Source organism: Cryobacterium psychrotolerans (assembly GCF_900101115.1).
Classification (GTDB): domain Bacteria; phylum Actinomycetota; class Actinomycetes; order Actinomycetales; family Microbacteriaceae; genus Cryobacterium; species Cryobacterium psychrotolerans.
Genome location: NZ_FNFU01000008.1, coordinates 37,485 through 50,742, shown reverse-complemented (window position 1 = coordinate 50,742; position 13,258 = coordinate 37,485). Strand labels below are relative to the sequence as shown.

Here is a 13,258-nt window from a genome sequence, read left to right as displayed (position 1 = left end):
GATTCGCTCATGGCTGCCGAAATCACGCGAGCACGGCCCCACTCCCGAGTCGGAGCCTAACAACGCCCGAGGGGCTGGAGCCAGCGTCGGAGTACCCCCAAAAAGCCCGGCAATCCCCGCGCGTCTAGCCGGCGACGGTGGGTTCGGCCGACAGGTAGCTGGCCTTCCAGGCCGTGAACGTGCCCGGGCTCAGGTAGGCGGCAACGCCGTGCTGCCCGGCCCACGCCGTCGCGAGGGCCGTGTCGCGGGTCTCGAGCCAGGCGGCGCGGCCGCGGCCGTCTCCCGCGAGCGCATAGATCGTGCCGATTGCGTCCTTCGTGGAGTAGAGAGATGACATGCCGTTGTTCCTTTGCGCGATGGGGGTTTGAATGGACTGACCGGGGGAACTGACCCCGGTCATCGAGTCGTAGCCGAGGTAGACCGGGTAGGCGAACCACTGGTTCCTGGGGCGATTGAGCGTGCGGTCCTTGTTCTGCACGGTGCCGTTGCCGTACGCACCGACCGGCAGAACGGTCGGGGTGGTATTGCCCTCGATCGTGCGGATGCGTCCCCCGCCGATGTCGGTGACCAGGCCGACGTGCTGCATGGTGCCGGTGCCGCTCCAGTCCATGAACATCAGGGCGCCCGGATTGGCGACCGTGCCCGTGCGCCCGAGGGCGGCATAGGCCTTGTAGAGCGCCGTGCAGCCGAGGGCCTGCGGCGCCCCGTTGGCCCGAAGAAACCAGTTGACGAATCGATCGCACCACCCCACGGCGGTGGAGCGGCTGGACCAGCCCTCCGTCGCCGGGCAGGCCAGGGACGCCTTGCCGGTCTGGAGCCGCGCCGTCGCGACCACCGTCGCGAGGGACTGCGTTGGGGCGACCGTGGGCCAGGTCGCCGCCCAGGCCGGGTCGCCGTCGAAGAGGTTCGAGGCGACGGCGCCGAACGCGGCCATCGACAGGCCGCCGGCGACGACGGATCGGCGGGACAGGCCGCCATGGACGGAGACCATGCTGTCGCGTTCGCTCATCGTGGCCCCCTTCGCCCTGACCACTATGCCAGCAGGCGCACGGCCCGCGCTCACCCCAAAAGGGGCCGCGACGCCGTCCGTAGCTCGCCGGTTTCCGATTGACAGCTAGAGCTTTCGCTCCCCACCGAACGACCAGTGACTTCGAGGCACGCCCTCGACTACTACCCAGGTGTTCTCTCGTGAGCTTTCGCCGCACACGGACACCACAGCTTCGGTCACCGCCGATGTCAGCCGGCCCGCAAACTCATCATCCGACAAGCGGTCTTCGAAGACCTTCACAGTCACGAACGGCATTGTCTATCTCCTTCAGCATTGGGGCAATTCAGGCTCATCGTGCAGAATCGGGGGCAGCCGACCTACGACCAGATCTTCGCGACCTGCGCAGCGTGTTCGTGCCGGGCCTCGAGCGCCTGATCCATCGTGACGGCCACGAAGCGCGTCTTTGTGCCCGGCGCACACCGCGCCACAAGGTCCATGTCGGTTGAAATCACGGTGGCGACCATCGCGTAGCCTCCGCCCGACACCGCGTCGCGGTGCAGGATGATCGGCTGGGTGCCGCCCGGAATCTGGATCGAACCCACGGCATACCCGGCATCCACAATGTTCGACGGGTCCTGGCCGGCGCCGAACGGCTGTTCGCGCTCCCGCCACTGGACACCCGGGCCGCTGTAGCGCAGACCCATCCGGTCGGCAACCGGGGTCAGTGTCCACTCGGCGTTCAAGAGGTTGTCGATCCCCTCCTGGGAGAGGTGGTGGTCATAGAGACCGAGCATGACGCGCACGCTCACATCGCGCGAGAAGACCGGCCGGTCTTCCTCTGCAATCGTTGCCAAAACGGGCAACCCATTGTCAATCGGCGCACCCACAGGCAGCACGTCATTGGCGGCGAGCGCCCTGCCCTCAAATCCGCCGATTGCCCCAATCGGGTAGGTGGAGCGCGACCCGAGTACCGATGGCACGTCTATGCCGCCGTGCACCGCAATGAAGTATTTCGTGCCGCCTTGAATCACGCCGAACCGCAGCTCGTCTCCTGCCGCGAGCGCCAGGCGTGCGTACTGGGGGGCAGGCATGCCGTTGATGAACACGTCGACGGGCGCGCCCGTGACGGCAACTATGGCATCCGTCGTCGTCACAACCCTGGGGCCGATGTAGGTGCACTCGAGCACGGCCTCTGCAGGGGTATTGCCAACAAGGCGGTTACCGAGAGAGGCGGAGTACTGATCCATGGCCCCGCCCTGGGGGATCCCGTAACGGTAATAGCCGATCCGGCCCTGGTCCTGCACTGTGGTGGAGAGGCCTGGCTCTCGAATTTCAAATGCCATTGAGCGCCTCCAGAAGCGTCGCCTTGTAGCCTTCGGGGTCAGCGAGTGCCGCTGCCAGATCAAACGAAACCGGCGCCTGCCGATAGGTGAATGTGCCCGCCTCGACCTCGGCTTGAATGCGCTTGTATTCGGCCTCGTCGACTGGCTTGAACTTGACGATGTCGCCGGGCTTGAAGAAGACCATGAAGTCCGCGAAGTCTGCCAGCTCCTGACCCGGGTCGAAGATGGGAGCGGCGGCAACACCGAACATCTGGTAGCCGCCCGCGCCGCGCACCGAGTAGATGCAGCTGAAGCATCCGCCGTGACCGATCGTCAGGGCGGGGGTATCGGTGCGGGGGCTGAGGTATTTTGGCACCTCGAGCTGGTGCTCGCGGTCGACGAGCTGATAGAGGAACGGCAGACCGGCCACGAAACCAACCATGGAAACGAGCCAGGGCGATTCGTGGTGCCGCTTGATGAATTCGGCGGCGTCGGCAAGATTGTTCACTTCGGCGGCATAGTCGAGGTCGTTGCCCTCGGGTCGCTGGTGGTAGCCGGCACGAAAGCGCGCACCGGTCTCGTTCGTGTACGGGTCGTTGTACCAAACGGGAATTTCAACGATGCGGGTTTCCAGCACTTGCCTGGTGGATGCACGCACCTCTGCCTCGAGGGAACGCGCCACCTGTTCGAGCTCGGCGGGTGGGAGCGTATCCGGGTTGAAGCGGATCAGGAGTGACGCATTTGCGGGGCAGATGTCGATGACCCCGTCCAGTGCCTTCGCTTCGAGTGCGTTCGCGATGCTGTTCGAGATGAAGTTGGCCTCGAGAGACATCCCTTCCGCGATTTCAATGAAGAGGAACTCGTCGCCGCCCCACGTGTAGCGCGCCTGGGATTGTTGCGTCATGCGGGTACTCCCAACAAGTCGGGTACGGATTCGATGTAAGCGGTGTGGTGGGTGACCTGACGGAAGTCGTCGAGTGCGACGAGCGTGCGCAACAGTCCTGCGGTGGTTTTGACACCCTCGATGCGCGCCTCGCCGAGAACGCGTTCGGCGCGCGAAATCGCCAGGTCGCGGGTGGGCGCCCACACGATGATTTTGCCCAGGAGCGAGTCGTAGAAGGGTGCCACGGCGTTGCCTGCGATGAAGCCGAAGTCGACTCGCACCCCTGGACCACCTGGCAGGTGGAGGGAGGAGATCACTCCCGGGCTGGGCATGAAGTTGTTGCTGGGGTCTTCGGCGTTGATTCGGAACTCCAGCGCGTGCCCGGTGAAGGCGACGTCCTCCTGCGAGTAACCGAGCTTCTCGCCGGAGGCGATGCGCAACTGTTCGCGCACGAGGTCGATGCCCGTGATCGCCTCGGTGATGGGGTGCTCGACCTGAAGCCGTGTGTTCATCTCAATGAACGCCACTTCCTCGGTCTCGGGATCGTAGAGGAACTCGACGGTCCCGGCGCCGACGTACGAGGCCTGACGCGCAAGGTCAACAGACGAGTCCCGCATCAGCTGACGCACATGGTCCGGCAGCCCGGGCGCCGGAGCCTCTTCGAGCACTTTCTGCTGGCGGCGCTGCATGGAGCAGTCGCGGTCGCCCAGGTGCACATAGTTTTCCCCGTCACCAAAAATCTGCACCTCAACGTGGCGGGCTCTCGTGACAAAGAGTTCGAAATAGACGTCTGACGAGTTGAATGCGGCGAGCGCCTCCGCCTGCGCGATTCCGACCGTGGAAACGAGGTCGGCGGGGCTTGCGACCAGGCGGATCCCCCGGCCACCACCACCGGCGGACGCCTTCACGACCAGCGGGTACCCAATTCCGGCAGCGATGCTGACAATGTCGTCGCCGTCGCGGAGCGCCCCCTCCGTGCCGCGAAGCGTGGGAACGCCGGCGTCGATTGCGGCTTGACGGGCCCGGGACTTATCGCCCATGAGTTCGATGGATTCCGGTGACGGGCCGACCCAGGTGATTCCGGCTGCGATGACCTTGCGGGCGAATGCCGCATTCTCCGAGAGGAAGCCGTAGCCGGGATGCACCGCGTCGGCGCCACTCTCAATGGCGGCTTTGAGGACGGCGTCCTGGTTGAGATAGCTGAGGCTGGCGGGCGCCGGTCCAATGACGATAACTTCGTCGGCGAGTTCGGCGGCGTATGACGTCTTGTCGGCCTCGCTGACGACGGCGACGACGACGATGCCCATTTCATGGGCGGTGCGGATGATGCGGACCGCGATCTCGCCGCGGTTGGCTACGAGCAGTTTCTTCATGAAGTAATCCCGTGATTAGGGTGCATCGTTGGCACTAGTTGGTCACGGCGATGACGTCACCGGGGTTGACCATGCCGAAGTCTTCAATTTCAAACCTTGTGAGGACGCCGGCGGTCTCGGCGCGCACCTCGCTGAACTGCTTCATGATCTCGATGAGGCCAATGGTCTGGCCCGCCTCGACGGTGTCACCTTCGTTCACGTAGGGGTCTTTGCCGGGGCCGGGCTTGCGGTAGAAAATACCGGGCAGCGGGGAGATGATGTTCTCGCTCATGTGCTCTCTTTCATTGGGAGATCTTGGGTGGCACAGGCGCTGTCGGCGCTTCGCGTGCGGTGGGTCCAGGTGGGTCCAGGTGGGTTCAGGCAGTCAGTCGCGCAGCGCCGCGCGGACTGCCTCCGCGACCTCCGGCGAGTTGGGAGTGTCCGAGTGGACACAGACGCTGCCGAAGGGAATTTCGAGCAGCGTACCGTCGACCGCGGCAACCGTGCCGTTTTCGAGCACGCGACGCACACGTGCTGAGGCTGCTCCGGGGTCGGTGTGCTCGGGGCGGCGAAGGATGATGAGTCCACCCTCCGGGTTGTAGTCCAGGTCCACATACAGCTCGCCAACAAATTCGACGCCTTCACGCTCGGCCACGCGCTGGTGCGCGCTGCCGGCGATCCCGAACACGGGCACCCCGTAGGTTTTTGCAACGTTCACGGCGCCCTGCATGAGGGCTTCGTCACGGGCGAGCATGCCGTAGAGCGAGCCGTGGGGCTTGATGTGGTTGAGGGGCATGTCGTACTTGTCGAGAAACCCAGTGAGAGCGCCGACCTGGTAGCGGATGATGGACTCAACCTCTTCGGGGTTGAGCTTCATTTCGCGGCGGCCGAAGCCGACCAGGTCGGGCAAGCCAGGGTGTGCACCGACGCGAACGCCGTGCTTCCTGGCCAGGGCCACTGTGGCATCCATCGTGTCCGGATCACCGGAGTGGAATCCGCAGGCGACGTTGGCCACGTCGATTAACGCCATGAGGGCCTCGTCGTTGCCGAAGCTGTGGAGACCGAACGCTTCACCCATGTCGGAATTAATCAGAATTTCTGAACGTCGTTGTGCAGGAAGCATAAACTCACGCTACGCCCGCACCCCGAGTCGCTCCCAGTAGGCAATTGCCCTAAGCTTTGAGCTAAATTTGTGCAGGCTTACAAAAAATGAGGTTTTGATGCGCGTTGTTGACCTTCTCCTTGAGCCTTCCCTTCAACTCCGGCTCCAGACGCCATCAACGAAGGCTCGGCTTGAGTGCGAAGTGAGCGGCTGCTCACCTACCGAACTCATGGATCCAACCCCTTACCTCGATCCCGACTCGCTCCTGCTCACCAGCGGCATCGGAATGAACTTCAGCGAAGAACGAACCTGGGATGCCTTCGTCGAGCGCCTGGCCGACGTGCCCGTTTCGGCGATCGTTTTCGCGACGGGGATGGCCCACCGGGTGCTTCCGCCAGGGCTCGTCACCGCCTGCGCCACGTACGACGTGCCGCTGCTCGAAGTCCCCTCCGTCGTGCCGCCGCTCCAGGTGGACCGGCATGTCGAAAGTGTCATGCAGGCAGAACGCCTCGTTGTCGTGAACCGCGGCTGGACCCTCGCGGACGAGTGCGCGCGGCTCGCGAACAAGGGCGCCGAAGTCGTCACCCTGCTCGCCGCAGTCTTCGACACGGTTCAAACTCCGCTCGCGGTTTACGACGCCTACGGGACGGTGATCGCCCAGTACCCGGAGATCGTGTCCTGGGCACCCGGAATCAGCAAGAAGCCCAGGGCAGGAGTACTCAACATCCCCCTCCCCATGGGGCTCAACAACCCGTGCCACCTCGCCGTACGGCAACCCGATAATGACACCCCGCTGGCATCACTTCTCGGGCCGGTCGCGTCTATCATCGCGCTGCAGCTCAATCGCTCCGTCGTCGTCGATGCGAGCCGACATCAGGAAATCAAGCTCCTCGTGACCGTTTGCGAGGCCTGGGAAGAAGCGACCCACACCGACGTCACCAAAGCATTCAACACGCTCGGGCTCGACCGGCGCTCCGAGACCACCCTCCTCGTCGCCGACATGAGCGGCGAATTCGCGTCCACGTCATGGCAGCTCCGAGTCGCATTGCATGACACCTTCCACACGGTGCGCGTTACCGAGTTCGACGGCCGACTGGTCGCCTTTGCGCAGCTGCCGCGGGAAGACTTCGACACGGTCGCCCAGCGACTCCTTCGGATCCACGCAAGACAGCCGCTCGTACTTAAAGCACCCACCACAAGCCTCTTCGAGTTGCGGCTCTCGGTCGTTCACGCGCTCGACCTTGTGCGACACATCGAGCGGCCTCAGCTCGCGCCAGACCTCGGGCTGAGCGCCGTCGTCACCGCGACCGCGGGCCGTGGGGCGCGTGAAGCCGCGCACAGGTTCCTCGCCCCGCTGGTCGAACATGACAGCAAACGCTCAAGCCAACTCCTCGACACACTGAGCACGTATCTGCGCCATAACGCCCAACCGTCCCGAACGTGCGACGCGCTGTTCATCCACCGCAACACGCTCAATTACCGGCTTCGCCAGATCGAGAACCTGCTCCGAGTGCAGCTTGACACCGTCGACGGCCAGGCCACCAGCCTGTTTGCGTTGCGCCTCGCGGGCCTGGAGACGCACTAGTCAGGAACTCCGCCGACGCGGCCGACGCGGCACGGGCGGGCGCATGAAAAAGGTGGGGCACCCCGAAGGGCGCCCCACCTGTGTGAGCCGCGGCGGCGGTTACCGCTTGACGCGGAGCGCGGTTCTGGAGGAAGTGCCGTTCCAGAGGAGCGCGTAGACAACCGCAGCAACAACCGCAGTGGTGATCGGGCCCCAGGTCGCACCCACACCGGCCAGGTCCGGGTTGATCGCCCCAAGCTGGAGCATGAGGATGCCGATGGCTGTGGCCGCGATCCAGGCGATGAGGCCCGAGTTGTTGAACGAGCGGTAGTGCGCGTCGCCGAGCATGCCATGTTCTTCATTCTTGCCACGGTTCAGCAGAATGTGCGTCAGCGCGATCGCCACCCACGCCGTGACCAGGACGCCCTGCCACGCCAGCGCGAGCAGGATGTACTGCACGATGGGCAGCAACATGAGCAGGAAGATGATCAGCGACGAGATGAGCACCCAGACCAGGTTGGGCAGCTTGACGCGGAAAACGCGCTCCCCGAATGACTTGAGGTTTGCTGCACCGAGGTAATAGTTGGCGGTGTTGATCCGGGTCTGCGAGACGAAGACGACGATCAGGCCGAGAATGCCCATCATGGAGACGAGACCGCCTGCCACGCCGGTCTCCGAGACCTCCATGCCGGGAATGGTGAAGGTGAGGAAGATGCCCACGATTGCGCTGAATCCGTAAGCGACGATGTAGAACAGCCAGCCGAAGCTCCAGCGCTGGTGGAACTTGATGTCTTTGCGCTTGCCGAGGGCCGCGTAGTCCATAGTGAACATCATCATGATCCACACGCCCATGTAGCCGGCGAAGGTGGCCAGCCAGCCGGGTCCGCCGACGGCGAGCGGCACGGCGAGGTCAGCCTGCTGCGTGAGCCAGGTGTCGGTGAATCCGTACTGCACGCCTGCCCAGATCACGGCGGCAATGAGCCCGCCCAGGTAGATGGGCAGGAGCCATCCGTTGAGCTTGTCGATGAACTTGCGTGCGCCGCCGAGGATCAGCGGCGTGGAGTAGACCACAACAATCAGGTACCACATCCACGTCGGACCGCCGAATGCCGTCTGGAAAGCGTAGGCGACGATGGATCCTTCGAAAACCGCGTAGTAGATGGCGACGAGGGCGAAGATGATCGTGGCGATGGACGAGCCGGCAGTCCCGAGGATGGTGCGCGAGAACAACGCCACGGTGGTGCGGTTGTTGATCGCGTACTTGGCGAGCACCCGGTTGATCAGACCGTAGACGAAGATCGTGAGTACGAGGCCGATAACAGCGTTGAGGGTGCCGTAGGCCATCGCCATGGCGGCCCCGATATAGACGAAGAACATCGCGCTGGCGACGCCGTACCACGCCATCGAGAGCGAGCCGCGAGTCATCTGATCTTCATCGTTGCCCTCTCTGTAGAGCGCATCCGTGGCCTCAACGGTGTCGTTGCTGCCAGTCAAATTCAAGTTCACTGTTACCTCCGATAGTGACAGGCGCGAACGGCCGGAACGTCGTTGTGGGTGGCGCTCGCATGCGACTGTCGTGTGGTGATGCCGTGCCTTGGAGCCGAGCGGTGCGCGGCCCAAGTCATTCGTGGTGAGGGAGAGTGTGAGCGCCGCGAGGCTTTCACATTCAGCAATCATGGGTAAATACTGCAGGTGCTAACAAGTGGGCATGCGCCCGAGGAATACTCGAAATATTGTGCTGTTGCACAATATCTGGGCGGGCATCCTGCACCTCGCGCTGGCTTGCGCATGCCCGGTCGGATGCCCGCCCCAGACTTCCAGGGCGTCTGCTGCGGTCAGCCCCAGTGTTGCGCCGACCGCCGTTCCATCAGCGCACGGAACTGATCGGTGGTCGTGGGAAAGAGCTCGCCCGTGCCCCAGTCGAGGATGACGCCATGGCGGCGGATCACATCGAGCATGTCGATCTCGCCCGACTTGTAGCCTTCTGCGATCACCGTGGGGTCGACTTCGAGCCACCCCTGCCGCTGCGCGGAAATTGACTCGCGCTTGGCAGCGGTGGAGGCAAAATCGATTCGGAAGTCATCGAGCTCGGCATCGATCTCATCGATCACCACACCGTAGTCCTCGGCAGCGCGACGCAGCGAGACGTAGCCGTCGATGACGTCGTCCAGCACTTCTTCCGCCGGGCGTTCAAGCGGGTCGCCGTACCCGCCGCCACCGGCGGAGGGGCGGATGAAGGAGTCCCCGGGCTGCAGGGGCACCGACGAGAAGTTTGAGCCGAGGAACCTCTCGTTGTCAGATCCGCGGTTGAGCCACACGCCGTGCGGGATCGAGGGCAACCCGCCTTCAATGCCCCAGGTGATGGAACGAGCCCGGTCGCAGGAGTAGCTCATCACTGTGGACTCAGCGTCGGTCAACGTCCCGCCCTTTTCGATGCCGCAGCCACCGCGAAAGCGACCGGGGCCACCCGAGTCGACGGCAATCTGATGCACCGAGGTGAGCACGGGCGAGAGACGCTCCTGACCTTCGAGCGGCTGCACGGCGAGGCCGGGGCCGAACACGGGTGCGGTCGCCGTCGAGCCGTCTTTGGACGCGCGGCCACCCCAGCCGCCGGCCATCCAGTCGTACCACATGAAGTAGGGCTTCTTCTCGCTGCGCGCATCGCGGCCGCCCACGAGCAGGTATTCGAGATTGAACGCACACGCCATGGCCCGCTCGGGCATGACCTGGGACCAAATTTCGAAAATGCCGTTCATCAGCTTCTCGTAGGGGCCGGAGCAGAAGCCGGTGACCGCGTAGGGCCATCCAGCGTTCACGACGGTGCCCTCGGGCCCGATGTCCGCGGTGACGGCCGCATAGAATCCCGAGTTGAGTGGCACGTCAGGAAAGAACGTCTTGGTGCCGGCGTAGATGGCTGAGAACGTTGTGCCATAGCCCGAGTTGAGGAATGTTTCAACAACCGGTGCCGAGCCGGTGAGGTCATAGTGAATGCCCTCGCCGTCCAGGGTGAGCTTGATCTTGATGGGTACGAGCCCCTCACCCTTTCCGGGATCGGCATCCATGTAGTCGACTGTTTCCCAGGTGCCACGCGGCAGCGTCTCCAGGCGGCGGCGCACGGTTCGCTCCACGTAGTCCTGTGTCTCCTTGAGCGCGGTCTTCACCGTTGCGGTGCTGTATCGGCCAATGAGGCGTTGCATTTGTCGCTCGCACACAGCGGTCGCCTCGGACTGGGCGTGCAGGTCGCCCATAGCCTGTGCAGGCGCACGCGTGTTGGAGACGAGCAATTGCGCCACATCGTGGAGAAACACGCCCTTGGACCAGACCCGCACCGGAGTTATGCGCAGGCCTTCCCCGAAGTGCTCCTTGGCGTTCACATCGAAGGAACCGGGCACGTTGCCACCGATGTCGGCCCAGTGCCCCTTGTTCTGCGCATAAGCGATCACTTCGCCATCAGCAAAGATCGGACGAATAAATGACACGTCGTTGAAGTGAGTGCCCCCCCGATATGGGTCGTTGATGGCGAAGACGTCGCCGGGGTGAATGTCCGTCCCGAATTCCTCAATCACGGCCTTGCACTGGAAGTGCAGCGTGCCGACGTGGACGGCGATGTCCCCTGAACCCTGCATCACGGTGTTGCCCTCGGCATCACACAATGCCGAGGAGAAGTCGCGCGAATAGATGACGAAGGAGTAGCAGGTGCGCAGGATCTGTTCGCTCATGAGGTCAACGCTGGTTGCGAAGGCGTTCTTGAGCACCTCGAAAGTGACCGGATCCAGCGTGGTCAGGGGGGCGGTTGCGGTTGCCGTTGCGGTGTTACCCATGGAGTATCTCCTCGAGGTGAATACGGATGTTGAGCCATTCGTCGATCTCGGCGTGTGTGTATGGCGGCACCACCGTGGTCGAGTCGAGTTGGTTGATGATGGCCGGGCCCCGGAACCTGGCCCCGGCCGGGATGGTGTCGCGGTCGTACACCGGCGTGTCCAGCCAGCCGTCGGCGCCGAAGTACACGGGATGGGTATCGATCGGCGTCCCGGGGTGGGTCGACGTGCGCGCATGCGGTCGAAACGAGGGCTTGGGTGTCTTGCCGATGGCGGCGAGGTGCAACTGGTAGATTTCCACCGGCGTGCCATCCTGTCGAAAGGCGAACTCGCGCTCGTACTGCTCGTGAAACGCCGTGATCGCCTGCTTGAGCGCTCCCTCGCCCGACCCCATCGGCACCGAGAGAGAACGCCACTGGCCCAGGTAGCGCATCGACACTTGCCGCTGCAACAGCGCGTTTTCGTCGGCGACACCCTCATGCCGCAAGCGGGCGGATGCCTCAGACTCGAGGGCGGTGAAGCTTGCCTCGAGGTCATCGGCGTCCGCGTTTGCGGCCAGCCCGGTGTACATCTGTGACAGGTCGTGACGAATGTCAACGAGCAGGCATCCCATCGCCGAAGTGACGCCGGGGTTCGGCGGCACGATGACGACAGGGATGTTCAATTCGCGGGCAACGTCAGCACCGTGCAGCGCACCCGCGCCGCCGAAGGCGAGCAGCGCAAAGTCGCGCGGGTCGTAGCCTCGACGAATCGAGATGAGACGCACCGCGTCTGCCATGTTCGCATTGGCGACCGCGACGATCGCGTGGGCTGCCTCGGCCAGTTCCAGGTTGAGTGGCTCCGCAATGAATCGGGTGATGGCCTCTGCGGACAGGCGCTTGTCGAGGCTCTTGGCGCCGCCGGCGAGCGAGGTGCCGAGCCGGCCGAGCACCACGTTGGCGTCGGTGTTTGTCGGCTGGTCGCCGCCCATGCTGTAGCAGGCGGGCCCGGGGTCCGCCCCGGCCGACTGGGGGCCGTTACGTAGTGACCCGGCAATGTCGATGTGGGCGAGCGATCCGCCGCCCGCGCCGATGGTGAGCACTTCGATCGAGGGAAAGATGATCGGGTGGCCGTACTCCACCTGCCACTCCTTGGTGATGCGCAGCTCGCCGTCAGCGATGAGGGCGATGTCCGTTGACGTGCCGCCCATGTCGAGGCTGACCGCGTTCTCGTAGCCGCACTGCTGGGCGATGTGCTTTGCGGAGATCGCCCCCGCGGCGATGCCCGAGGCGGCCAGGCGCACCGGGTACTTCTCGACCATGCGAGGGGTCATGGAGCCGCCACCCGAGTGCAACAGCAGCAAGTCGCCGGCGTAGCCGCCCTCCTTCAGATGGGTGGCGAGGCGGTTCACGTAGCCCGACACGAGCGGAGCGAGCACCGCGTTCGCGACCGCGGTATTGAACCGGTCGTATTCGAAGATCTCGGGCAGAATCTCGGCCGAGGTCGAGACAGTGGCATCCGGGATCTCCTCTTCGAGGATCTCGCGCATACGGGTCTCATGGGCCGGATTCGCGTAGGAGTTGAGGAAGCAGACGGCGATGGTTTTGGCGCCGCGCCGTTTCAGCAGGGCCGCCACCCGGCGGGCCTCCTCCTCGTCGAGCGGGGTGACCGTGCGTCCCGAGAAGTCGATACGCTCGCTCACCTCGAATCTGTCACGGCGACGAATGTAGGGACCAGAAACGTCGTTGTAGGCATCCCAGAGGTCGTCCTTGGTACCGTCGCGAATCTCGATGACGTCACGAAACCCTTTGGTGGTGACGAGGGCGGCGGCCGGAAACTTTCTTGTGATCAGAGCGTTGGTCGCCACGGTGGTGCCGTGCGAGAACAGGCTGACGTCGGACAGGTTGATCTCACCCCGTTCAACGCCGTTCATGACGGCGATCATTGGGTCATGCGGCGTTGAGGGAACCTTTGTCACCCGCATGGTCTTCGTATCTTCGTCGAAGATGCACACGTCGGTGAAGGTTCCGCCAACATCCACGGCTACGCGGAGTTGTGTCATCGGTGTTCCTCCTGGGATTTCTGGGACTGGTCAATGAATGGATTGATGACAACTGTGGGGGCACGGTTCCCGTTCGTCATTAGAAAAATCCAAACCTCGACCGGGGCACGCCTGTAGAATCTCCAAAACCCCCCGGACAACGCAGGACCGGATCTGAACTTTCTCAGATTTTTTCCTCCGCGCGGGCG

The 13,258-nt window shown here is 63.8% G+C and carries 11 protein-coding genes; 1 reads left to right on the top strand and 10 read right to left on the bottom strand.

All coding sequences use genetic code 11. The annotated features are described in order from the left end of the window. Positions 1-124: 124 nt before the first annotated feature. From BLQ39_RS08620 to pxpA, 7 genes are all read right to left on the bottom strand, one after another. The gene (locus tag BLQ39_RS08620) at positions 125-1,009 is read right to left on the bottom strand and encodes a CHAP domain-containing protein (protein WP_092323298.1); all 885 of its coding nucleotides are present in this window, start codon (positions 1,007-1,009) and stop codon (positions 125-127) included. Between the two features lie 105 nt (positions 1,010-1,114). Next, complete coding sequence (locus BLQ39_RS08615) at positions 1,115-1,303, bottom strand: tautomerase family protein (RefSeq protein WP_092323296.1); 189 nt, start codon at positions 1,301-1,303, stop codon at positions 1,115-1,117. Positions 1,304-1,365: 62 nt separating this feature from the next. Further along, positions 1,366-2,331 carry a 5-oxoprolinase subunit C family protein gene (locus BLQ39_RS08610; protein ID WP_092323295.1) on the bottom strand — a complete coding sequence of 322 codons (966 nt, stop codon included), beginning with the start codon at positions 2,329-2,331 and terminating at the stop codon, positions 1,366-1,368. After that, complete coding sequence (locus BLQ39_RS08605) at positions 2,321-3,214, bottom strand: 5-oxoprolinase subunit B family protein (RefSeq protein ID WP_092323293.1); 894 nt, start codon at positions 3,212-3,214, stop codon at positions 2,321-2,323. Before BLQ39_RS08605 ends, BLQ39_RS08610 begins: the two co-directional genes overlap by 11 nt. Continuing rightward, the gene (locus BLQ39_RS08600) at positions 3,211-4,566 is read right to left on the bottom strand and encodes an acetyl-CoA carboxylase biotin carboxylase subunit (protein WP_092323292.1); all 1,356 of its coding nucleotides are present in this window, start codon (positions 4,564-4,566) and stop codon (positions 3,211-3,213) included. Before BLQ39_RS08600 ends, BLQ39_RS08605 begins: the two co-directional genes overlap by 4 nt. Before the next feature lie 34 nt (positions 4,567-4,600). Next, entirely contained in the window at positions 4,601-4,837 is a 237-nt protein-coding gene (locus BLQ39_RS08595; RefSeq protein WP_092323290.1) for an acetyl-CoA carboxylase, read from the bottom strand. A gap of 93 nt (positions 4,838-4,930) precedes the next feature. Next, complete coding sequence (gene pxpA / locus BLQ39_RS08590; RefSeq protein ID WP_092323289.1) at positions 4,931-5,668, bottom strand: 5-oxoprolinase subunit PxpA; 738 nt, start codon at positions 5,666-5,668, stop codon at positions 4,931-4,933. Between the two features lie 97 nt (positions 5,669-5,765). Here pxpA and BLQ39_RS08585 point away from each other — a divergent pair, with 97 nt between their 5' ends. After that, positions 5,766-7,232 (top strand): PucR family transcriptional regulator, encoded by a 1,467-nt coding sequence (locus tag BLQ39_RS08585; RefSeq protein ID WP_092323287.1) that lies wholly within the window; start codon positions 5,766-5,768, stop codon positions 7,230-7,232. A 99-nt stretch (positions 7,233-7,331) separates the two neighbouring features. Here BLQ39_RS08585 and BLQ39_RS08580 read toward each other — a convergent pair whose 3' ends face one another. From BLQ39_RS08580 to BLQ39_RS08570, 3 genes are all read right to left on the bottom strand, one after another. Further along, positions 7,332-8,717, bottom strand: coding sequence for a purine-cytosine permease family protein (locus tag BLQ39_RS08580; RefSeq protein ID WP_092323286.1), 1,386 nt, complete (start codon positions 8,715-8,717; stop codon positions 7,332-7,334). Positions 8,718-9,046: 329 nt separating this feature from the next. After that, complete coding sequence (locus tag BLQ39_RS08575) at positions 9,047-11,032, bottom strand: hydantoinase B/oxoprolinase family protein (RefSeq protein ID WP_092323284.1); 1,986 nt, start codon at positions 11,030-11,032, stop codon at positions 9,047-9,049. Next, positions 11,025-13,070 (bottom strand): hydantoinase/oxoprolinase family protein, encoded by a 2,046-nt coding sequence (locus tag BLQ39_RS08570; RefSeq protein WP_092323282.1) that lies wholly within the window; start codon positions 13,068-13,070, stop codon positions 11,025-11,027. The genes BLQ39_RS08575 and BLQ39_RS08570 overlap by 8 nt, the downstream gene beginning before the upstream one ends. Positions 13,071-13,258 lie beyond the last annotated feature (188 nt).

Coding starts and splice junctions, on each gene's coding strand:
- BLQ39_RS08620 (WP_092323298.1), bottom strand. CDS start 1,009: ATGAGCGAACGCGACAGCATGGTCTCCGTCCATGGCGGCCTGTCCCGC.
- BLQ39_RS08615 (WP_092323296.1), bottom strand. CDS start 1,303: ATGCCGTTCGTGACTGTGAAGGTCTTCGAAGACCGCTTGTCGGATGAT.
- BLQ39_RS08610 (WP_092323295.1), bottom strand. CDS start 2,331: ATGGCATTTGAAATTCGAGAGCCAGGCCTCTCCACCACAGTGCAGGAC.
- BLQ39_RS08605 (WP_092323293.1), bottom strand. CDS start 3,214: ATGACGCAACAATCCCAGGCGCGCTACACGTGGGGCGGCGACGAGTTC.
- BLQ39_RS08600 (WP_092323292.1), bottom strand. CDS start 4,566: ATGAAGAAACTGCTCGTAGCCAACCGCGGCGAGATCGCGGTCCGCATC.
- BLQ39_RS08595 (WP_092323290.1), bottom strand. CDS start 4,837: ATGAGCGAGAACATCATCTCCCCGCTGCCCGGTATTTTCTACCGCAAG.
- pxpA (WP_092323289.1), bottom strand. CDS start 5,668: ATGCTTCCTGCACAACGACGTTCAGAAATTCTGATTAATTCCGACATG.
- BLQ39_RS08585 (WP_092323287.1), top strand. CDS start 5,766: ATGCGCGTTGTTGACCTTCTCCTTGAGCCTTCCCTTCAACTCCGGCTC.
- BLQ39_RS08575 (WP_092323284.1), bottom strand. CDS start 11,032: ATGGGTAACACCGCAACGGCAACCGCAACCGCCCCCCTGACCACGCTG.
- BLQ39_RS08570 (WP_092323282.1), bottom strand. CDS start 13,070: ATGACACAACTCCGCGTAGCCGTGGATGTTGGCGGAACCTTCACCGAC.